General features: G+C 70.8%; 16 protein-coding genes. 10 read left to right on the top strand and 6 right to left on the bottom strand.

Annotated elements, in window-relative coordinates:
* Window positions 1–548: 548 nt before the first annotated feature.
* The 3 genes from ABD355_RS24285 to ABD355_RS24275 form a co-directional block, all read right to left on the bottom strand.
* Window positions 549–2801, bottom strand: a complete 2253-nt coding sequence (locus ABD355_RS24285) for a heavy metal translocating P-type ATPase (protein ID WP_344402706.1) — start codon at window positions 2799–2801, stop codon at window positions 549–551.
* Window positions 2802–2820: 19 nt separating this feature from the next.
* Window positions 2821–3060, bottom strand: coding sequence for a cation transporter (locus ABD355_RS24280; RefSeq protein WP_115913507.1), 240 nt, complete (start codon window positions 3058–3060; stop codon window positions 2821–2823).
* Window positions 3061–3166: 106 nt separating this feature from the next.
* Window positions 3167–3838 (bottom strand): TetR/AcrR family transcriptional regulator, encoded by a 672-nt coding sequence (locus tag ABD355_RS24275; RefSeq protein ID WP_344402705.1) that lies wholly within the window; start codon window positions 3836–3838, stop codon window positions 3167–3169.
* A 131-nt stretch (window positions 3839–3969) separates the two neighbouring features.
* Here ABD355_RS24275 and ABD355_RS24270 point away from each other — a divergent pair, with 131 nt between their 5' ends.
* Together ABD355_RS24270 and ABD355_RS24265 are read left to right on the top strand one after the other, a co-directional pair.
* Window positions 3970–6276, top strand: a complete 2307-nt coding sequence (locus ABD355_RS24270; protein ID WP_344402703.1) for an MMPL family transporter — start codon at window positions 3970–3972, stop codon at window positions 6274–6276.
* Window positions 6227–7270, top strand: a complete 1044-nt coding sequence (locus ABD355_RS24265) for a zinc-dependent alcohol dehydrogenase family protein (RefSeq protein WP_344402702.1) — start codon at window positions 6227–6229, stop codon at window positions 7268–7270. Before ABD355_RS24270 ends, ABD355_RS24265 begins: the two co-directional genes overlap by 50 nt.
* Here ABD355_RS24265 and ABD355_RS24260 read toward each other — a convergent pair.
* The 3 genes from ABD355_RS24260 to ABD355_RS24250 form a co-directional block, all read right to left on the bottom strand.
* Complete coding sequence (locus ABD355_RS24260) at window positions 7251–7823, bottom strand: GNAT family N-acetyltransferase (protein WP_344402701.1); 573 nt, start codon at window positions 7821–7823, stop codon at window positions 7251–7253. The two genes, ABD355_RS24265 and ABD355_RS24260, sit on opposite strands and share 20 nt — an antisense overlap.
* 60 nt (window positions 7824–7883) lie before the next feature.
* Complete coding sequence (locus tag ABD355_RS24255) at window positions 7884–8108, bottom strand: helix-turn-helix transcriptional regulator (RefSeq protein ID WP_344402700.1); 225 nt, start codon at window positions 8106–8108, stop codon at window positions 7884–7886.
* Between the two features lie 320 nt (window positions 8109–8428).
* On the bottom strand, window positions 8429–9349 hold the full coding sequence (locus tag ABD355_RS24250) for a sugar phosphate isomerase/epimerase family protein (protein ID WP_344402699.1): 921 nt from the start codon (window positions 9347–9349) through the stop codon (window positions 8429–8431).
* Window positions 9350–9473: 124 nt separating this feature from the next.
* Between ABD355_RS24250 and iolC the strand changes: the two genes are divergently transcribed.
* From iolC to ABD355_RS24210, 8 genes are all read left to right on the top strand, one after another.
* Window positions 9474–10448, top strand: coding sequence for a 5-dehydro-2-deoxygluconokinase (gene iolC / locus ABD355_RS24245; protein ID WP_344402698.1), 975 nt, complete (start codon window positions 9474–9476; stop codon window positions 10446–10448).
* Window positions 10445–11326 carry a Cgl0159 family (beta/alpha)8-fold protein gene (locus ABD355_RS24240; protein WP_344402696.1) on the top strand — a complete coding sequence of 294 codons (882 nt, stop codon included), beginning with the start codon at window positions 10445–10447 and terminating at the stop codon, window positions 11324–11326. The genes iolC and ABD355_RS24240 overlap by 4 nt, the downstream gene beginning before the upstream one ends.
* Window positions 11327–11333: 7 nt before the next feature.
* Window positions 11334–12161: a 5-deoxy-glucuronate isomerase gene (gene iolB / locus ABD355_RS24235; protein ID WP_344402695.1), complete on the top strand. Its 828-nt coding sequence runs from the start codon at window positions 11334–11336 to the stop codon at window positions 12159–12161.
* On the top strand, window positions 12158–14044 hold the full coding sequence (gene iolD / locus ABD355_RS24230) for a 3D-(3,5/4)-trihydroxycyclohexane-1,2-dione acylhydrolase (decyclizing) (protein ID WP_344402693.1): 1887 nt from the start codon (window positions 12158–12160) through the stop codon (window positions 14042–14044). Before iolB ends, iolD begins: the two co-directional genes overlap by 4 nt.
* Window positions 14045–14058: 14 nt before the next feature.
* Window positions 14059–15561 (top strand): CoA-acylating methylmalonate-semialdehyde dehydrogenase, encoded by a 1503-nt coding sequence (gene mmsA, locus ABD355_RS24225; RefSeq protein ID WP_344402692.1) that lies wholly within the window; start codon window positions 14059–14061, stop codon window positions 15559–15561.
* 243 nt (window positions 15562–15804) lie between these two features.
* Window positions 15805–17205, top strand: a complete 1401-nt coding sequence (locus tag ABD355_RS24220) for an APC family permease (protein WP_344402690.1) — start codon at window positions 15805–15807, stop codon at window positions 17203–17205.
* 181 nt (window positions 17206–17386) lie between these two features.
* On the top strand, window positions 17387–20191 hold the full coding sequence (locus ABD355_RS24215) for a CocE/NonD family hydrolase (protein ID WP_344402689.1): 2805 nt from the start codon (window positions 17387–17389) through the stop codon (window positions 20189–20191).
* Window positions 20188–21060, top strand: coding sequence for an ABC transporter permease (locus ABD355_RS24210; protein WP_344402687.1), 873 nt, complete (start codon window positions 20188–20190; stop codon window positions 21058–21060). The genes ABD355_RS24215 and ABD355_RS24210 overlap by 4 nt, the downstream gene beginning before the upstream one ends.
* Window positions 21061–21065: the final 5 nt, after the last annotated feature.

Raw genomic sequence — 21065 nt, 5'->3', positions numbered from 1 at the left:
GCCAAGCGAAAGGCGCCCTGGCGCCGGTCCCCCCACGGGCCGACGTCCAGGGCGCCTTCCCATGTCCCGGTGCGGATTCCCCCCACGGGATCCGGCCGGGCGTCTGTGAAGCCAGCGCCTGAATCGCTGTCGAGTGCGGCGAGCGTTGAGCAGAATGAGCAAAACTCGCCGTACTCATGGTTGTGCGGTCTGCCGGGACAACGCACGCTCGGGAGGGCCGCTCAAAGCACCCCGATGTACGTGGCCCCGGCAACGCACCTCTGAGGAAGTCCCCCAAGACATCCCCAGATGCCAGGAAACGCCCCCCAAGACGCTGCCTGACATCGTCAACTTAGACCTTCGAACCCCTTCGATGGTTACGTTCACATCACTGTGATCTGCGTCTCTTGCATTTGTCCGTTAGATACGCAAGAGCGCCGATACAGCGATCGGTGCCCAAGCGTAAGGATGATGCGCGAGCCTTGTGAAGAGCTTATGTGAGGCTGGCGCCGGACTCCAGAGGTGCTCTCACCTCGACTTCGACTAACCGCCGGTAACCTCGGCGGAGTTCAACGGAACGTCCGCAGCCGGAGGCTGTTCGTCACCACGAACACCGACGAGAAGGCCATCGCGGCCCCGGCGATCATCGGATTCAGCAGGCCCGCGGCGGCCAGCGGCAACGCGGCCACGTTGTACCCGAAGGCCCACACCAGGTTGCCCTTGATCGTGGCCAGCGTCCTGCGGGACAGCCGGATCGCGTCCGCGGCCACCCGCAGATCCCCGCGCACCAGAGTCACATCGCCCGCCTCGATCGCCGCGTCCGTGCCGGTCCCCATCGCCAGACCCAGATCCGCGGTGGCCAGCGCGGCCGCGTCGTTGACCCCGTCGCCGACCATGGCGACCGTACGCCCCTCGGCCTGCAGCCGCCGTACGGCCGCCACCTTGTCCTCGGGCAGGACCTCCGCGATCACCTGCTCGATCCCCACCTCGCGCGCGACCGCCTGGGCGACCGCCCGGTTGTCCCCGGTCAGCAGCACCGGCGTGAGCCCCAGCGCGCGCAGCTCGCGCACCGCCTGGGCGCTGGTCTCCTTGACCGCGTCGGCGACGGCGACGACACCGCGTGCCACCCCGTCCCAGCCGACCACGACGGCGGTACGTCCGTCGCTCTCGGCCTCGGCCTTGGCGCGGGCCAGTTCCTCGGGGAGGTCTTCGAAGAGCCGCCCCACGGCCACCTCGCGGCCCTCCACACGGCCGCGTACGCCCCGCCCGGGCACGTTCTCGAACTCCTCGACCCCCGGAAGCCGTCCGGCCCTCCCCCACTCGGCACCCAGGGCGATCGCCCGGGCGACGGGATGCTCGGAGGCGTGCTCGACGGCGCCCGCGAGCCGCAGCACCTCCTTCTCGTCGGTGCCGGCGACGGCGTACACCTCGCGCAGGGTCATCCGGCCGGTGGTGACCGTTCCGGTCTTGTCGAGTACGACGGTGTCGACGCGGCGCGTGGACTCCAGGACCTCCGGGCCCTTGATCAGGATGCCGAGCTGCGCGCCACGCCCCGTGCCGACCAGCAGCGCGGTCGGCGTGGCCAGGCCCAGCGCGCACGGGCAGGCGATGATCAGGACCGCGACGGCCGCGGTGAACGCGGCCACGGTGTCGCCCGTGACGCCGAGCCACGTCCCGAACGTGCCGACGGCGATCAGCATGACGACCGGCACGAAGACCGCCGAGATCCGGTCGGCGAGCCGCTGCACCTCGGCCTTGCCGTTCTGCGCGTCTTCGACCAGCTTCGCCATCCGCGCCAGCTGGGTGTCGGCGCCGACCCGGGCGGCCTCGACGACCAGCCGCCCGCCGGCGTTGACCGTGCCCCCGGTGACGGCGTCGCCCACGCCCACGTCCACCGGCACCGACTCGCCGGTCAGCATCGAGGCGTCCACGGCGGACGCGCCCTCGACGACGGCGCCGTCGGTCGCGATCTTCTCCCCGGGCCGTACGACGAAACGATCACCCACGGCCAGTCGGGACACCGGGACGCGCACTTCACGGCCGTCCCGCAGGACGGACACGTCCTTGGCGCCCAGCTCCAGCAGGGCCCTGAGCGCCGCGCCCGCACGGCGCTTGGAACGGGCCTCCAGACAGCGGCCGAGCAGGATGAACGCGACGACGCCCGCGGCGACCTCCAGGTAGATGGTGGAGGACCCGTCCATGCGCGAGACGGTGAACCTGAACTCGTCGTGCATGCCCGGCATGCCCGCGTCGCCGAAGAACAGCGCCCACAGCGACCAGCCGAACGCGGCCAGCGTGCCGACCGAGACCAGTGTGTCCATGGTGGCGGCGCCGTGCCGGGCGTTCGTCCAGGCGGCGCGGTGGAACGGCAGGCCGCCCCAGACGACGACAGGAGCGGCGAGCGTGAGAGCCAGCCACTGCCAGTTGTCGAACTGCAGGGCCGGCACCATCGACAGCAGTACGACGGGAAGTGCGAGCAGGGCGGAGACGGTGAAGCGCTGCCGGTAGGCGGCCGGTTCCGGGTCCTCGGCGGCCTTCTCCTCGGCGGGCTCCGGCTGCGGCGGGAGCGACTCCTCTGCCGTGTAGCCCGTCTTCACCACGGTGGCGATCAGGTCGGCGACCTGGATGCCCGCGGGATAGGTCACCTTCGCCTTCTCCGTCGCGAAGTTCACCGTGGCGGTGACGCCGTCCATGCGGTTGAGCTTCTTCTCGACGCGGGCCGCGCAGGAGGCGCAGGTCATCCCGCCGATGAGCAGCTCGACCTCGGAGGCGTCCGCTGCCGTGCGTATCGGTGCCGGTGTCTGCGTGGTGGTGCTGCTCATCGCGGGTTCCGGGCTGCCGTCAGACCTGGCCGACGAGCTCGAAGCCCGCCTCGTCCACCGCGGCGCGCACGGCGGCCTCGTCGAGCGGGGCCGCGGAGACGACGGTGACCTCACCGGACGCGGCGACGGCCGTCACCGAGCTGACGCCGGGAAGCTCGCGGATCTCACCGGAGACGGACCCCTCGCAGTGTCCGCAGCTCATGCCGCTCACCTTGTAGACGGCGGTGACGGTACCCGGGGTGTCGGTCTGGGCGGTCATGTCGTTCTCCTCGTCGAGGCGTGTGGGGCTGTGGGGGCCCACGGGAAGCCCTCCACTTCTCACACTATACCCCTAGGGGGTACCCGTCCAAGGAGGGGTGCGGCACTCATGGGGTGCGAGTCGTGGCGGCGCCCGTGTCCTCCCGGGTGCCCAGCCGATCGCCGACCAGAGGCTCCAGATAGCGGATCAGTACGTTCTTGATCTCCCGGGTGTATGCGTCGCGCTCGGCGCCCTCGTGGGCGAGCACCAGCTCCAGACCCGCCTTGTACATGCCGAGGCAGACATGCGCGGTGCGGCTGACGTCGGCCGGGGGCGCGTCCGGCAGCAGTGAGGCCAGCAGGGCCTCGATCCGGGAGACCAGGGTGGCGTGCAGGGCGTCGTGCTCCTCGGCGATCCGGCCCGGGATGTCGGGGCCGTGCATCAGCGCGAAGAACACCGGGTGGTCGCAGTTGAAGGCGATGAACCGGTCCACGGCGGCACCGACCGCCTCCTCCAGTGGCGTCGTCGGGTCGACCGGTGCGAGCGCCTCGCCGTAGGTCTCGCGCATCTCGTGCATCAGCCGGTCACCCAGCTCGATCGCGATCGCTTCCTTGTTCGGGAAGAACTGGTACAGCGTGCCCGGTGAGACGCCGGCCTCGCGGGCGATGGCGTTGGTGCTGGCGGCCGTGTAGCCGGTGGTGCAGAACACCGAGGCGGCGGCCTCCAGGAGCTGGGCGATGCGGCGCTCGCCGCGTGCCTGGCGGCGCCGCGGCTGTTCCTGCTGTGAGTTCTCGGGCACGCGTTATCCCCAGTTCTCCGAACGCGATTGACAAACGCGAGCGGTCGCTCGCATTCTGGATCCGGTTGAAACACGAGCGCTGTCTCGTGTTTGCCATTTTATGGTTTCCACGGTGAAGGGGACACCGCACGATGACCGAAGTCAACAAACCACCGCGCCCCGGGGGCTGGACCCGCTTCGTGACCGCCCGCCCGCGGCTGTCGCTGTTGGTGGCCCTGGTCATCACCGCGCTCGCCGTGCTGGCCGGCAGCGGCGTCGCCGACCGCCTGGGCAGCGGCGGCTGGGAGGACCCGGCCGCCCAGTCGACGTATGCGACCAAGGCGCTGGAGCGCGAGTTCCCGGACTCCCAGCCCAACCTGCTGCTGCTCGTCGACGCGGGGCGCTCCTCGGTGGACGATCCGGCCGTCGCCGCCCAGGCCCGGCGCCTCACCGCGCGCCTGGCCGGTGAGAAGGGCGTCATAGGTGTTGGCTCCTACTGGCAGTCCACATCGCCCGCCCTCCGGGCCGAGGACGGCCACGAGGCGCTGATCGCCGCGCACATCACAGGCGACGAGAAGGCGATGGGCGACACCCTGGACCGCATCGCGCCCCACTACCGCGGCACCCACGGCCCGGTGCAGGTGAAGGTCGGCGGCCTGGTCGCCGTGCGGCACGAGATGCAGACGATCATCAAGGAGGACCTGACCCGCGCCGAGATGATCGCCCTGCCGGTGACGCTCGTGCTGCTGGTGATGGTCTTCGGATCGGCGATCGCCGCCCTGCTGCCGCTGGGCATCGGCATCGTCGCGATCCTCGGGACGAACGCGGTGCTGCGCGGCCTGACCGAGTTCACCGACGTCTCGGTCTTCGCGATGAACCTCACCACGGCCCTGGGCCTGGGACTGGCCATCGACTACGCACTGTTCATCGTCCGCCGCTTCCGTGAGGAACTGTCCACGGGCGACGACCCGTTGACGGCGGTGGGCACCACCCTGCGCACAGCCGGCCGCACAGTCCTCTTCTCCTCCCTCACGGTCGCGGTCTCCCTCGCGGCGATGCTGCTCTTCCCGCAGTACTTCCTGCGGTCCTTCGCATACGCCGGCATAGCGGTCGTCCTGCTGGCCGCAGCGGCCGCGCTGATCCTGCTCCCGGCCGCCCTGGTGCTGCTCGGACACCGGGTCAACTCCCTGGATCTGCGCCGTCTGTTCCGGCGCGGACGGGCGCCGAAGGCCTCCGGGGAGGAGGGCACCGCGTGGGCGCGCATGGCGACCCTCGTGATGCGCCGGGCCCCGCTCTTCGCCGTGGCGACCACCACGGTGCTGATCGTTCTCGGACTGCCCTTCCTGGGCGTGAAGTTCGGCACCGCGGACGATCGTCAGCTCCCCTCGACCGCAGAGTCCCACGTGGTCCAGCAGCACATCCGCGACGGCTTCCCGGGCAGCCCCGGCGGTGGCCTGGAGGTGCTCGCCGAGGGCCGTTCGACCCCCGCCCAGTACACCGCGTACAAGGACCGAATAGCCGATCTGCCCGGCGTGCTGAGGGTCGACGGCCCGCTGGTGAAGGGGCAGTCGGCGTACTTCACCGTGCTGCCGAAGGGGGAGTCCGTGGACGACGCGGCCCAACGCCTGGTGGGTGAACTGCGCGCCACGCACGCGCCCTTCGACACCAAGGTGACCGGCACCGCGGCCGTCCTGGTCGACTCCAAGCATGCGATAGCCGAGCGCCTGCCCTGGGCGGCCGCCTTCATCGCGATCGTCACCCTGCTCCTGGTCTTCCTGCTGACCGGCAGCGTGCTGATACCGATCCAGGCGGTGGTTCTCAACGCACTCAGCCTGACCGCCATGTTCGGCGCGGTGGTCTGGGTCTTCCAGGACGGCCACCTGTCGGGCCTGCTCGGCTTCACCAGCCCCGGCTCCATAGAGACCACCCTGCCGGTCCTGATGTTCTGCGTGGCCTTCGGTCTCTCCATGGACTACGGCGTCTTCCTGCTCTCCCGCATCAAGGAGGAGTACGACAGAACGGGCGACCACAACGAGGCGGTCCGCCACGGCCTCCAGCGCACGGGCGGCCTGATCACAGCGGCGGCGGTGATCCTGGCAGTGGTGATGGTCGCCATCGGCACCTCCCGGGTCACCAACACCAAGATGCTCGGCCTGGGCATCGCCCTGGCGGTACTGATGGACGCGATGATCGTACGAAGCCTGTTGGTGCCGGCGGTGATGAGGCTGACGGGACGGGCCACCTGGTGGGCGCCGGCGCCGCTGCGGAGGTTCCACGAACGGTTCGGCTTGAGCGAGGGCGAGGATGAGCGCCCCAGTGGGGGCCCGGGGCCGCATCGGGGTGCGGCTCCGCCGCGGGGCGCGACCAGCCACGATGTACCCGCAGACACCAACGGCGATGGGAGCGCAGATGCGGGCAGTGGTGATCGAGCAGTACGGGAGCCGGCCCGACGTACGTGAGGTACCCGACCCTCGACCCGCCGACCACGGAGTGGTCGTCCGGGTCGAGGCAACCGGCCTCTGCAGAAGCGACTGGCACGGCTGGCAGGGCCACGACCCCGACATCACCCTGCCGCACGTACCGGGCCACGAACTGGCCGGCGTCGTAGAGGCGGTCGGGGCCACAGTGACCGCCTGGCGCCCGGGCGATCGCGTCACCGTCCCCTTCGTCTGCGCCTGCGGCAGCTGCGCGGCATGCGCGGCGGGTGACCAGCAGGTCTGCGAACGCCAGACCCAGCCGGGCTTCACCCACTGGGGCTCGTTCGCACAGTACGTCGCGCTGGACCACGCCGACGTGAACCTCGTAGCGGTACCCCAGGAGCTGTCGTTCGCCACAGCGGCAGCGCTGGGCTGCCGGTTCGCGACGGCGTTCCGCGCGGTCGTGCAGCAGGGCCGGGTGGCGGCGGGGGAGTGGGTCGCGGTGCACGGCTGCGGGGGTGTGGGCCTGTCCGCGGTGATGATCGCGGCGGCATCGGGGGCGCGGGTGATCGCGGTGGACGTATCGCCTCAGGCCCTGGACCTGGCGCGGAAGTTCGGCGCGGCGGAGTGTGTGGACGCGACGCGGACACCGGACACGGCCGCGGCGATCCGTGAGCTGTCCGGCGGCGGCGCCCGGCTGTCCCTCGACGCCCTCGGCTCACCCGCCACCTGCGCCGCCTCCGTGAACGGTCTGCGCCGCCGCGGACGCCATGTGCAGGTGGGCCTGCTCCCGTCGCCCACCGGCACGACCCCCGTCCCGATGGCGCGGGCGATCGCCCTGGAGCTCGAACTCCTCGGCAGCCACGGCATGGCGGCGCACACCTATCCGCCGATGCTGGAGCTGGTCGGAGCGGGCGTGCTCCGCCCCGACCTGCTGGTCACGTCCACGATCACCCTGGACGCGACCCCGGACGCGCTGGCTGCGATGGGGACGGCGCCGGGAGCGGGGGTGACGGTCATCGAGCCGTGGAGTTGAGCGAGCGGGCGGCCCACTCCCGGTCGAGGATCGACATGATCACCTCGTCGGCCCACTCCCCGTGCCGTAGCTGCACCTCCCGCCGTACGCCCTCGACGACGAACCCGACCTTCTCGTAGACGCGCAGGGCGCGTCGGTTGTGGGCGTAGGCCTCCAACTGGATCCGGTGGAGGCCGAGTTGCTCGAAGCCGTACCCGACGATGAGCCGAGTGGCCTCGGTGCCGATGCCGCGACCACGCCCCCGCGGTCCGATGAGGGTGCGGAACGTGCAACCGCGCGCCGCCGGATCCCAGTCGTACAGGACGACCTCGCCGAGAAGTTCGCCGCTGTCCGGGTCGGTGACGGCGAGGTCGAGCCGGTCGGGGACGGTGGCCCGGGAGCCGTACCAGGACCGCAGGCGCTCCGGACTGAGCTCGGTCGACGGCTCATAGGTGAAGCGGATGACCTCGGGGTCCCCGATGATCTCCCACATCGTCTCGGCGTCGGCCGCGGTGAAGGGCCGCAGGACTGTCTTCTCGCCGGTCAGTACCGGTTTCACGGAGAAGTCGCTCATGGGACGACTGTGCCCCACTGGTCAGGTGGGGCACAGGTCGTTTTTCGGCAGGTCAGGAGGTCAGGAGAACGGGTGGTCGGGGGCCTCGTCGTCTCTGCGGCCGCGGTTTCCGGGCCGGGAGGCGACCCAGGCCCGGACCGTGTCCGCGTACCAGAAGGGCTTGCCGCCCTCGACATGGTCGGGCGGCGGCAGCAGCCCGTGTTTGCGGTAGGACCGCACGGTGTCCGGCTGCACCTTGATGTGCGCCGCGATCTCCTTGTACGACCAGAGCCTTCGGTCGGTCATGGGTAGCACCTCCCCGCGCGCACCGCGGGGGCGGCCGGGGGCGGCCGTCGGGGGAACCGGGCGCTGCGCTGGCGATCACAGATCTGTGCCCGGTCAACGACGGAGCGTGAGGGGAAGGCAGGGTCTGTGGGACGGGTGTGACACAAGCCTCGCGCACCTGCGACACCCGTGACAGCGAGGTGGTGTTTGTGACACGAGCGCAGCAAACGCACCGGCGGGCTCAGGGGCGTGGGGCGTTGACATCGGCCTGGAGGGCGTGACAAGTCACGAACACCGCACGACCGCAGTCGCACAGGACCCGGCACATCAGTAGGCGCCCGCTACGCCCCGCACGACCGCAGAAACGCCCGAGTCCGCTGAGCGATCGGCAACGGCTTGTCCGGCTCGCACGGATACATGTCCTGCTCCACGATCGCGAACAGATCCACGTCCAGCTTCTGCGCGGCCTCCAGAACGGGGCCGAGCGCCGGCACGCCCGCCGGCGGCTCGCACATCACACCCCGCGCCACCGCAGGTCCGAACGGCACCTGGTTGGCGCGGACGTCAGCAAGGATCTCCGGGTCCACCTGCTTGAGGTGCAGATACCCGATCCGCTCCCCATACGTCTCGATCAGCTTGACGCTGTCCCCGCCGCAGTACGCGTAGTGCCCCGTGTCCAGGCACAGCGACACCAGATCGGAGTCCGTCCCGTCCAGGAACCGGACGACGTTCTCCTCGCTGTCGACATGCGTGTCGGCATGGGGATGGACGACGATCTGCAGCCCGTACCGCTCCCGCACCTCTCGCCCGAGCCGCTCGGTCAGCGAGGTCAGATTGCGCCACTGCTCGGTCGTCAGCGTGTCCGGCTCCAGCACCTCACCGGTCTTGTCGTCCCGCCAGAAGGACGGGATGACCACCAGGTGGGAGGCGCCCATGGCCTGCGCGAGCACCGCGTTGTCCGCGACATGCGCCCAGGTCTTCTCCCACACCGCCTCACCGTGGTGCAGGCCCGTGAACACGGTCCCCGCCGACACCTTCAGGCCGCGCCGTGAGGTCTCCTCGGTGAGTACGGCCGGATCGGTCGGCAGGTAGCCGTACGGGCCCAGTTCGATCCACTCGTAGCCGGACTGCGCGACCTCGTCGAGGAAGCGCTGCCAGGGGACCTGCTGCGGGTTGTCGGGGAACCACACACCCCAGGAGTCGGGAGCCGACCCGATCCGGATGCGGGACAGTGAGGAGGAAGAGGGCGACAACGACGTCATGCCGGTCAGCTTCGGTGCGACGGTAAGCGCTGTCAAGGTCTCGTCCGAATGTCTGGACAAAACATTGACAGGGCTCCGCGTGCGGGGCTAGAAACGCGGGGAGAGCCGTAACGAAGGGAAGTCGATGGCGTACGACCTGATCACCATGGGGCGGATCGGAGTGGACCTGTATCCGCTCCAGACCGGTGTCCCGCTGCCGCAGGTGACGAACTTCGGCAAGTTCCTCGGCGGCTCGGCGACGAACGTCGCGGTCGCCGCGGCCCGCCTCGGACGCCGTACGGCGGTGATCACGCGCACCGGCGACGACCCCTTCGGCACCTATCTGCACGAGGCCCTGCGGGGCTTCGGCGTCGACGACCGCTGGGTCACCCCGGTCCCCGGCCTGCCCACTCCGGTCACCTTCTGCGAGATCTTCCCGCCGGACGACTTCCCGCTGTACTTCTACCGGCAGCCCAAGGCCCCCGACCTGGAGATAGACGCCCACGAGCTCGACCTCGACGCCATCCGCGACGCCCGCATCTTCTGGGTCACCGGCACCGGTCTGAGCGAGGAGCCCAGCCGCACGGCGACGCTGGCGGCCCTCGCCCACCGGGCCAAGGCCGGTACGACGGTCTTCGACCTCGACTGGCGCCCCATGTTCTGGAGCAGTGACACCAGCGGCTCCCGCCGCGGGCCCGCAGCCGCCCGCCCCTTCTACGAGGAAGCCCTGCGCCACACCACCGTCGCGGTCGGCAACCTCGACGAGGTGGAGGTCGCGACCGGAGTGCGTGAACCGCGCGCCGCCGCCCAGGCGTTGCTGGACGCGGGCGTCGAACTCGCCGTCGTCAAGCAGGGCCCCAAGGGCGTCCTCGCCGTCAACAGCAAGGGCGAGTCCGCCGAGGTCCCGCCCCTCCCGGTGAACGTCCTCAACGGCCTCGGGGCCGGCGACGCGTTCGGCGGCTCCCTCTGCCACGGTCTGCTGGAGGGCCGGGACCTGGAGACGATCATGCGGCACGCCAACGCGGCCGGCGCGATCGTCGCCTCCCGCCTGGAGTGCTCCTCCGCCATGCCGACCACCGACGAGATCGAGGCCGCGCTCTTGGCAGGGGCCGTACTGTGACCGTCGACGTGGCGGAGCTCGTCCGCATCCGTGCCCACCGCCCCGAGGCGATAGCGGAGGCCGCCGCCCGGCGCACCCGCAGGCCGCTGCTCGGTGACTCCGGCCGGCTGATGATCGTCGCCGCCGACCACCCGGCCCGCGGCGCGCTCGGTGTCGGCGACCGCAGGTTCGCCATGGCCAACCGCGCCGACCTGCTGGAACGCCTCTGCCTTGCGCTCTCCCGGCCCGGCGTCGACGGCGTCCTCGCCACCGCCGACATCCTCGACGACCTGCTGCTCCTCGGCGCCCTCGACGGCAAGGTCGTCATGGGCTCGATGAACCGCGGCGGCCTCCAGGGCGCCAGCTTCGAGCTCGACGACCGTTTCACCGGCCATCGCGCCGAGGACATCGAGCGCCTCGGCTTCGACGCCGGCAAGCTGCTCCTGCGCATCGACTACGACGATCCGGGCTCCCTCACCACCCTGGAGTCCACCGCCCGCGCCATCGACGACATGGCCGCGCGCGGACTGCCCGTCTTCGTCGAGCCGTTCCTCAGCCGCCGCACGGACGAGGGCCGGTTGAAGAACGACCTGTCCGCCGAGGCCGTCACCAAGTCCATCGCCATCGCCTCCGGGCTGGGCGGCACCTCGGCCTACACCTGGCTGAAGCTGCCGGTCACCGAGAACCCGGACGACATGTCCGAGGTCATGGAGACCTCCACGCTGCCGGCCGTGCTGCTGGGCGGCGAGGTGGGCGACGATCAGGACGGTGCGTACGAGAAGTGGCGCGGCGCCCTCCAACTTCCCACCGTGCGCGGCCTGGTGGTCGGCCGTTCGCTGCTGTACCCGGCGGACGGCGATGTGGCCGCCGCCGTGGACACCGCCGTAGGACTGCTGTGAGGACCGCATGAGCAGCAAGGAGCTGTACGTAGCGCGGGGCACCACCGCGGATGGCAACTACGCCCTCGACATCGACCCCGAGCGGGCCGGCTGGGCGTACTGCAGTCTGCGGATCGTCGAGCTGGAGCCGGGTGGTACACACACCTTCACCACCGGCGACAGTGAGTGGATCGTGCTTCCGCTGCAGGGCGGATGTACCGTGCGCACAGCCGACGGCACAAGCGACGCAGAGTTCCAACTCCTGGGCAGGGACAACGTGTTCGCGTCGGTCTCCGACTTCGCGTACGCACCCCGTGACGCCCGGGTCCAGATCGCCTCCGGCGCGGGAGGCCGCTTCGCCCTGGCAGGAGCGAAGTGCGAGCGACAACTCCCCGCCCGCTACGGCCCCGCGCCGGAGGTCCCCGTCGAAGAGCGCGGCAGCGGCACCCAGTTGCGGCACGTCCGCAACTTCGCCTCTGCTGACGCCTTCGACTGCGACAAGCTCATCGCCGTCGAGGTCATCACCCCTGGTGGCAACTGGTCCTCGTACCCGCCGCACAAGCACGACGAGCACCGGCCGGGCGTGGAGGCGGAGCTGGAGGAGATCTACTACTTCGAGATCGACGGGCCGAACGGTTTCGGCTATCAGCGCGTATCCCCCTCCCGTGAGGGCGGATCGGACGTCCTCGCGGAGGTCCGCTCCGGCGATGCCGTCCTCGTCCCCGACGGATGGCACGGCCCGTCCGTCGCCCAGCCCGGCCACGACATGTACTACCTCAATGTCATGGCGGGCCCGGGCGAGACCCGGGAGTGGCGGATCTGCTTCCATCCGGAACACACGGAGGGTTACCGATGACGTCCTCAACGACGAGGCTCACGGTCGCGCAGGCACTCGTCCGCTTCCTGTCGGCCCAGTACACCGAGCGCGACGGCGTCCGGCAGCGGCTGATCGGCGCCACCTGGGGCATCTTCGGCCACGGCAACGTGGCGGGCATCGGCCAGGCGCTCGTCGAGTACGCCGACGACATGCCGTTCCACCAGGGCCGCAACGAACAGGCCATGGTGCATGCGGCGGTCGGTTATGCGAGGCAGTCGGGCCGCCTGTCCACGCACGCGGTGACGACGTCCATCGGCCCGGGCGCCACCAACCTCGTCACGGGCGCCGCCCTCGCGACCGTCAACCACCTCCCGGTCCTGCTCCTGCCCGGCGACGTCTTCGCCACCCGCCCCGCCGACCCGGTCCTCCAGCAGCTCGAAGTCCCCTACGCCGGAGATGTGTCGGTCAACGACAGCCTGCGACCGGTGTCGAGGTACTTCGACCGCATCACCCGGCCGGAAGCCCTGATCCCGTCGGCCCTGAACGCCATGCGGGTGCTGACCGACCCCGTCGAGACCGGTGCCGTGACCCTGGCCCTCCCGCAGGACGTGCAGGCGGAGGCCTTCGACTGGCCGGACGAGTTCTTCGCCGAGCGCACCTGGGTCGTACGACGTCCGGGCGCCGACCCGGCCGAACTCGCCGAGGCGGTACGGGGGATCAGGTCCGCGCGCAGGCCGCTCGTCGTCGCCGGCGGCGGCGTCCACCACAGCCGCGCCGAGGAGGCCCTCGCCGAGTTCGCCCAGGCCACCGGCATCCCGGTCGCCTCCACCCAGGCAGGCAAGGGCTCCCTGCGCCACGACCACCCCCAGGACGTCGGCGGCATCGGCCACACCGGCACGGCGACCGCGAACGAACTCGCCCGCACCGCCGACCTGGTGATCGGCGTGGGGACCAGGTACACCGACTTCACCACGGCCTCCGGCACCCTCTTCAGCGGCGAGGGCGTGCGCTTCCTCAACGTCAACATCGCGCCCTTCGACGGCCACAAGCTCGCCGGTCTGCCCCTGATCGCGGACGCCCGCAGCGGCCTCCAGGAGCTGACCGCGGCCCTCGACCTGCATGCGTACGAAGTCCCGGCCTCCTATGTCACCGAGTACACCGAGGACAAGGAGCGCTGGGAACAGCGCGTCGACGCCTGCTACGAGGCCGACGAGCCGGACGTACGCCCGACGCAGCCGCAGGTCCTCGGCGCCCTGGACGCGCTGGTGGACGAGTCGGACGTGATCATCAACGCGGCCGGCTCCCTCCCCGGTGACCTGCACAAACTGTGGCGGGCTCGGTCGCGGGACCAGTACCACCTGGAGTACGGCTACTCCTGCATGGGCTACGAGATACCCGCCGCGATCGGCGTGAAGCTGGCCGCCCCGGACCGGCCCGTGTGGGCGCTGGTCGGCGACGGAACGTATCTGATGATGCCGACGGAGATCGTGACCGCCGTACAGGAGGGCATCGCGATCAAGGTCCTGCTGATCCAGAACCACGGGTACGCGTCCATCGGAGGCCTGTCCGAGTCCGTGGGCGGCGAGCGGTTCGGCACCGCGTACCGCTTCCGGTCGGACGACGGTACGTACACGGGGGCGCCGCTGCCCGTGGATCTCGCCGCCAACGCCGCCAGCCTGGGCATGCGGGTGCTGCGCGCGAAGACCGTGGCGGACCTGCGGACGGCGCTCGCCGCGGCGCGCGCCGCCGACACACCCACATGTGTCTACGTCGAGACCGAAACGGCCGACACTGTGTCGGGCCCGCCGCCGGCGCAGGCCTGGTGGGATGTACCTGTGGCCGAGACCGCGACCCGACCGTCGGCGGTGAAGGCCCGCGAGCTGTACGAACGGCACGTCTCGACCCGACGCCGCCATCTGTGAAGGAGTAACTGGGCATGACGAAGATCGTCAACCACTGGATCGGCGGCAAGACCGTCGAAGGCGCGTCGGGTACGTACGGGCCGGTCACCGACCCTGCGACCGGCGCGGTCACCACGAAGGTCGCCTTCGCCTCGGTCGACGAGGTCGACGCGGCGGTGGCGGCGGCCAAGGACGCCTTCGTGACCTGGGGCCAGTCCTCGCTGGCCAAGCGCACGGAGATCCTCTTCCGCTTCCGCGCACTGCTGGACGCGAACCGGGACGCGATCGCCGAGCTGATCACCGCCGAGCACGGCAAGGTGCACTCCGACGCGCTCGGCGAGGTCGCCCGCGGCCTGGAGATCGTCGACCTCGCCTGCGGCATCACCGTGCAGCTCAAGGGCGAACTGTCCACTCAGGTCGCGAGCCGCGTCGACGTCTCCTCGATCCGCCAGCCGCTGGGTGTGGTCGCGGGCATCACGCCGTTCAACTTCCCGGCGATGGTCCCGATGTGGATGTTCCCGATCGCCATCGCGACCGGCAACACCTTCGTCCTCAAGCCGTCCGAGAAGGACCCGTCGGCCTCCGTCAAGCTCGCCGAGCTGCTGGCCGAGGCCGGCCTGCCGGACGGCGTCTTCAACGTCGTGCACGGCGACAAGGTGGCCGTCGACCGCCTCCTGGAGCACCCGGACGTCAAGGCGGTGTCGTTCGTCGGCTCCACCCCGATCGCCCGCTACATCCACACCACCGCCGCCGCGAACCACAAGCGGGTGCAGGCGCTGGGCGGCGCCAAGAACCACATGCTGGTCCTGCCGGACGCCGACCTGGACGCGGCCGCCGACGCCGCCGTCTCGGCCGCCTACGGCTCCGCGGGCGAGCGCTGCATGGCCATCTCCGCGGTCGTCGCGGTCGGCTCCATCGGCGACGAGCTGGTGGAGAAGATCCGCGAGCGCGCCGAGAAGATCAAGATCGGCCCCGGCAACGACCCGACCTCCGAGATGGGCCCGCTGATCACGAAGGTGCACCGCGACAAGGTGGCGTCGTATGTCTCGGGCGCGGCGGCCGAGGGCGCCGAGGTCGTGCTCGACGGCACCGGCTACACGGTCGAGGGCTTCGAGGACGGCCACTGGATCGGCATCTCGCTGCTGGACAAGGTGCCGACCAGCGCCAAGGCCTACCAGGACGAGATCTTCGGCCCGGTCCTGTGCGTCCTGCGTGTGGACACCTACGAGGAGGGCGTGGCCCTCATCAACGCCTCGCCGTTCGGCAACGGCACCGCGATCTTCACCCGGGACGGCGGCGCCGCCCGCCGCTTCCAGCTGGAGATCGAGGCCGGCATGGTCGGCGTGAACGTCCCCATCCCGGTCCCCGTCGGCTACCACAGCTTCGGCGGCTGGAAGGACTCCCTCTTCGGCGACCACCACATCTACGGCAACGACGGCACGCACTTCTACACCCGCGGCAAGGTCGTCACCACCCGCTGGCCCGACCCCGCCGACGCCCCCTCCGGCGTCGACCTGGGCTTCCCGCGCAACCACTGACGAAGGCGTCAGGGGCCGTCCGCCATGCGGACGGCCCCATTTTTTTGCGGGCGCACGCTGCGGTTCCCGTAGCGGGACAAGCGCCCATACCGACCGACCCGTTGTGTCGTAATCAACATCCGTAAGGACGTTTGGCTACGGATTCCGTAGGTGGTGAACCATTGACGCGACGGTTTCCGTCGGGATTCCATGCAGCCACCCAGCCGCCGGAGGCATCCGCACGAGTCGATCGGAATCCGCCGTATGACCGACATGCTCCGCCCTGCCGAGACCGCCGTCCCCAAGACGGCGGACAGCAGCCCCAAGGCCCTCAAACGCTCCATCGGGGTGGTCGGCGGCACTCTCCTCACCCTCTCCTGCGTGACCCCGGCCTCCACGCTCTTCGTGGTCGTCCCGGACCTGTTCGGCTCGCTCGGCACCGCCACCGCCCTGACGATCGCCATCGGCTCCCTGCTCTGTATCGCCGTGGCGTTCTGCTACTCGGAGCTCGGCACCTTGATCCCCAGCGCGGGCGGCGAGTACGCGATGGTCTCGACGATGGCCGGACGGCTCGCGGGCTGGCTCGTCTTCGTCCTCTCCCTCCTGGTCGTCATGATCGTCCCGCCGGTGATCGCGATGGGCACGGCGGACTACCTGGCACCGGTCGTCCATCTGGACCCGGCGATCGCGGGCGCGGGAGTCATGCTCCTGGCGACGCTCGCCGGTCTGCTGGACCTGCGGGCCAACGCCTGGATCACCGGCATCTTCCTGGTCCTGGAGGTCATCGCGGCGGCCGTGGTGGCGGTCCTGGGCTTCGCACACAGCCAGCGGGGCGCCGGGAGCCTTGTCTCGATGCAGGTGGCGGGCTCCGGCCACCACACCGACACGGTGACGGCGATGATGGTGGTGTCCGGGCTGGCGATCGCCCTGTTCGTCACCCAGGGCTTCTCGACCGCCGTCTACCTCTCCGAGGAACTGGAGCACCCGCGCCGCAACGTCGCCCGCACGGTCCTGGCCACCCTCGCCATCTCGACGGTGATCATCCTGGTCCCGGTGGTGGCGATCACCATGGGCGCCTCGGACCTCTCCACGCTGACCGGCGGCGACATCAGCTCCATGGTCACCGCCTGGTCCAACTCCGCGGTCGGCACCTTCGTCAGCCTCTGCGTGGCCCTCGCGATCATCAATGCGGGCATCGTCATGGTCATCCAGAACTCCCGTGTCCTGTTCGCCTCGGCCCGCGACAAGGCCTGGCCGGAGCCGGTCAACAACGTCTTCGCCAAGCTCGGCCGCTTCGGCTCCCCCTGGGTCGCCACCCTCGCCGTCGGAGTCCCCGGCGCCCTGCTCTGCTTCGTGAACCTGGACACCCTGTACGGCGTCACGGGCGTCTCGGTGACGGGCATGTACCTCCTGGTGGCGGTAGCGGCCCTCCTCTCCCGCCGCGGCTCCCACAAACACACCCCGGCCTGGCGCATGCCGCTGTGGCCGGCCATGCCGATCCTCCTGATCGCGGTCCTGGCCTACATCCTCAGCCAGCAGGAGACGAGCTACCTGCTGTGGACGGGCGGCATCACAGCGGTGGCGACCCTGTACTGGGCCTTCTACCTGCGCCCGCGCAAGGACACGCGCTGGCTGGTCTCACTCCCGGAGGACCAGCGGACCTGATTCGCCCCGCAGGGGCGTTCAGGGGCGCGGGGAACTGCGCGACAAGCCACGACGCAGTCGCGGTCGGCAGACAAGGGAAGCGACCGGGCCATCAGCCGTACACCAACCGCGGTACACAGCCGGCCCCAGGTTCACCCCGCGGTCTGCCCCGACTGTCAGAGACGCCCCGTACCGTTGAGACATGGATCTTCGACTGCCCCGTCCGCGAGGGCTGCTTCGGGGGCCCCGGAGGCTACTCGCCGCCGGGGCCGCCGTCGTCGTACTCGCGGGCGCGGGAACGTGGACGGCCGTCGCCTCGGACGACAAGGCCCCGGTGCACCGGACCGACCGCATCATGGCGATGGACGGGGTGCGGATCGACACCTCGTACTTCACCCCGGGCTCCACCGGCGGACGCCATCCCGCCGTCCTGCTCGCCCACGGCTTCGGCGGCAGCAAGCAGGACTTCCGGCAGCAGGCGGAGGACCTGGCCTCAGACGGTTACGTGGTACTGACCTGGTCGGCCCGCGGCTTCGGGAAGTCCACCGGCAAGATCGGGCTGAACGATCCCCAGGGCGAGGTCGCCGACGTCTCCAAGCTGATCGACTGGCTGGCGAAGCAGCCGCAGGTCCAGCTCGACAAGCCCGGCGACCCGCGCGTGGGTGTCGCGGGCGCCTCGTACGGCGGCGCGATCTCCCTGCTGGCAGCGGGGTACGACCACCGGGTGGACGCCATAGCCCCGGCGATCACCTACTGGAACCTGGCGGACGCCCTGTTCCCGAACGGCGTCTTCAAGAAGCTGTGGGCGGGCATCTTCATCAACTCCGGCGGCGGCTGCGCCAAGTTCCAGCCCGAGCTGTGCCGGATGTACGAGCGGGTCGCGGAGTCGGGCAAACCGGACGCGCAGGCGCGTGAGCTGCTCGCCGCCCGCTCCCCGTCCGCCGTGGCCGACCGCATCAAGGTGCCGACGCTCCTGGTGCAGGGCCAGACGGACTCCCTCTTCCCGCTCGGCCAGGCGGACGCGGCGGCGAAGGCCATCGGTGGCCATGGCGCCCCGGTCGACGTCGACTGGATCGCCGGCGGGCACGACGGCGGCGACATGGAGACGAGCCGCGTCCAGACACGCGTGCGTGCCTGGTTCGACCAGTACCTCAAGGACGAGAAGGGCACGGACACGGGCCCGGCCTTCCGCATCACCCGCACCGGAGGCGTCGACTCCACGGACGGCGCGGCCGTGCTGCGGGGAGCGACCGACGACACGTACCCGGGCCTGGAGAGCGGACAACGCTCCGTGCGGCTCCGGGGCTCGCAGCAGAGCTTCGCCAACCCCGCGGGTGCCAGCCCGCCCGCCGTCTCCGCGCTGCCCGGCCTCGGCGGCTCCGGCGGCCTCGCCCAGCTGTCCTCGCTCGGCGTCGGGGTGTCACTGGACTTCCCAGGCCAGTACGCGCAATTCGAGTCGGCACCGGTGAGCAGCGGCCTGCGGATCACCGGATCGCCCACGGTCACCGTCCACGTCAGGTCGACCAGCGACGACGCCGTGCTGTTCGGAAAGGTGTACGACGTCGGTCCCGGCGGCGGCGCACCCGTGCTGCCCTCGCAGCTCGTGGCCCCCGTCCGCGTCGAGGGCGCGAAGGCCGGCAAGGACGTGACGATCACGCTCCCGGCCGTCGACCACGAGGTCGAGCAGGGCCACCGGCTGCGCCTGGTCCTCGCCTCCACCGACCTCGGCTACGCCTCCCCGGCCGCCCCGGCGACGTACACCGTCTCCCTCAAGGGCGATCTGAAGGTGCCGACGGCACCCGGCGTGACGGCCGCGGCCGCCCCGCTGCCGTCCTGGGTGTGGTGGCTCCCGCTGGCCGGCGCGGTGCTCGCCCTGGCCCTGCTGCTGACGGGCCGCCGCCGCACGATCGCGCCGGCCCCGGCCCCCGAGCTGGCGGAAGTGCCGCTCCAGATCACGGACCTGAGCAAGCGGTACGCCAAGTCGGCGGACCGTTATGCGGTACGGGACCTGTCCTTCCGCGTGGAGAAGGGCCAGGTGCTCGGCCTCCTCGGTCCCAACGGCGCGGGCAAGACCACAACCCTGCGCATGCTGATGGGCCTGATCAGGCCGGACGGCGGTGAGATCCGCGTCTTCGGCCAGGCGATCCGCCCCGGCGCCCCGGTCCTGTCCCGGGTCGGCGCGTTCGTGGAGGGCGCGGGCTTCCTCCCGCACCTCTCGGGCCGCGAGAACCTGGAGCTGTACTGGCAGGCGACGGGCCGCCCGCCCGAGGACGCCCACCTGGACGAGGCCCTGGAGATCGCGGGCCTCGGCGACGCACTGGCCCGCGCGGTCCGCACCTACTCCCAGGGCATGCGCCAGCGCCTGGCCATCGCCCAGGCCATGCTCGGCCTCCCGGACCTGCTCATCCTCGACGAACCGACGAACGGCCTCGACCCGCCGCAGATCCGCGAGATGCGCGAGGTGCTGATCCGCTACGCGGCCGCCGGCCGCACAGTGATCGTCTCCAGCCACCTCCTGGCAGAGGTAGAACAGTCCTGCACCCACCTGGTCGTCATGGACCGCGGCCGCCTGATCCAGGCAGGCCCGGTGTCCGACATCATCGGCTCAGGCGACACCCTCCTGGTGGGCCTGGCAGCCGACATCCCGGACCCGCTGCTGGAGAAGGTTGCGGCCCTGCCGGGCGTCGAGTCGGCTGTGCGGACGGATGGAGGCCTCCTGGTCCGGCTCGCTCCCGGCGAGGGGGGCGTCTCGGGCAGGGGAGGCGAAGGCACCTCCGGTGCGGCAGCCTCCCTAAGGGGCGCGGGGAACTGCGCGACCAGCCACGACGGCGCCGCAGACGAACGACGGCCAATCGCGGCACTCACCGAACCGCCCCCAGCCGCCCGCAAGGGCACTGCCGCCGACCTCCTCGCAGAGCTGGTGCGCCTGGAAGTCCCGGTGGCCTCCCTCGGCCCCCACCGCCGCCTCGAGGACGCCTTCCTCACCCTGATCGGAGGTTCCGCATGAGCACGCTGGCCGAGCACACCGAGCCCCTCCACGCCGCCTCCGGTTACCGGCCCGCCCGCACCCTGCCCCTACGGGTCGAACTGGCCCGGCAGCTGAAGCGGCGCCGGACGCTGATCATGGCGGGGATCCTCGCCGCGCTGCCGTTCGTGCTGCTCATCGCGTTCGCGATCGGCGGCGACCCGAACGGCCGCGACGGCCGGGTGACGCTGATGGACACGGCCACCGCGTCGGGGGCCAACTTCGCCGCCGTCAACCTCTTCGTCTCCGCGGGCTTCCTGCTCGTCATCCCGGTCGCCCTGTTCTGCGGGGACACGGTGGCGTCCGAGGCGAGCTGGTCCTCCCTGCGCTATCTGCTGGCCGCCCCGGTCCCACGGGCCCGCCTCCTGTGGTCCAAACTCGTCGTCGGACTCGGCCTCAGCCTGGCCGCGATGATCCTGCTCCCGGTGGTGGCACTGGCCGTGGGCACGGCCGCGTACGGCTGGGGCCCGCTGCAGATCCCCACCGGCGGTGCGCTGGACTCGGGGACGGCGGCCCAGCGCCTGCTGGTGGTCGTGGCGTTCATCTTCGTGTCCCAACTGGTCACCGCGGGGCTGGCGTTCTGGCTCTCGACGAAGACCGACGCACCCCTCGGGGCGGTCGGCGGCGCCGTCGGACTCACCATCGTCGGCAATGTCCTGGACGCCGTGACGGCCCTCGGCCACTGGCGTGACTTCCTGCCCGCGCACTGGCAGTTCGCCTGGGCGGACGCCGTCCAGCCGCACCCGGAGTGGTCCGGCATGATCCAGGGCACGGCGATTTCCATAACGTACGCGCTCGTGCTGTTCGCCCTGGCCTTCAGGGGTTTCGCCCGCAAGGACGTGGTGTCCTAGGTCAA

The organism is Streptomyces longisporus (assembly GCF_039532765.1).
GTDB classification, from domain to species: domain Bacteria; phylum Actinomycetota; class Actinomycetes; order Streptomycetales; family Streptomycetaceae; genus Streptomyces; species Streptomyces longisporus.
The sequence above is the reverse complement of the archived record's forward strand: the minus strand, read 5'-3'. Positions and strand labels throughout refer to the sequence as shown.

Bases quoted from the DNA above. Each gene is read 5' to 3' on its own strand.
- ABD355_RS24285 (WP_344402706.1), bottom strand. From the start codon at position 2,801: ATGAGCAGCACCACCACGCAGACACCGGCACCGATACGCACGGCAGCG.
- ABD355_RS24280 (WP_115913507.1), bottom strand. From the start codon at position 3,060: ATGACCGCCCAGACCGACACCCCGGGTACCGTCACCGCCGTCTACAAG.
- ABD355_RS24270 (WP_344402703.1), top strand. From the start codon at position 3,970: ATGACCGAAGTCAACAAACCACCGCGCCCCGGGGGCTGGACCCGCTTC.
- ABD355_RS24265 (WP_344402702.1), top strand. From the start codon at position 6,227: ATGCGGGCAGTGGTGATCGAGCAGTACGGGAGCCGGCCCGACGTACGT.
- ABD355_RS24260 (WP_344402701.1), bottom strand. From the start codon at position 7,823: ATGAGCGACTTCTCCGTGAAACCGGTACTGACCGGCGAGAAGACAGTC.
- ABD355_RS24255 (WP_344402700.1), bottom strand. From the start codon at position 8,108: ATGACCGACCGAAGGCTCTGGTCGTACAAGGAGATCGCGGCGCACATC.
- ABD355_RS24250 (WP_344402699.1), bottom strand. From the start codon at position 9,349: ATGACGTCGTTGTCGCCCTCTTCCTCCTCACTGTCCCGCATCCGGATC.
- iolC (WP_344402698.1), top strand. From the start codon at position 9,474: ATGGCGTACGACCTGATCACCATGGGGCGGATCGGAGTGGACCTGTAT.
- iolB (WP_344402695.1), top strand. From the start codon at position 11,334: ATGAGCAGCAAGGAGCTGTACGTAGCGCGGGGCACCACCGCGGATGGC.
- iolD (WP_344402693.1), top strand. From the start codon at position 12,158: ATGACGTCCTCAACGACGAGGCTCACGGTCGCGCAGGCACTCGTCCGC.
- mmsA (WP_344402692.1), top strand. From the start codon at position 14,059: ATGACGAAGATCGTCAACCACTGGATCGGCGGCAAGACCGTCGAAGGC.
- ABD355_RS24220 (WP_344402690.1), top strand. From the start codon at position 15,805: ATGACCGACATGCTCCGCCCTGCCGAGACCGCCGTCCCCAAGACGGCG.
- ABD355_RS24215 (WP_344402689.1), top strand. From the start codon at position 17,387: ATGGATCTTCGACTGCCCCGTCCGCGAGGGCTGCTTCGGGGGCCCCGG.
- ABD355_RS24210 (WP_344402687.1), top strand. From the start codon at position 20,188: ATGAGCACGCTGGCCGAGCACACCGAGCCCCTCCACGCCGCCTCCGGT.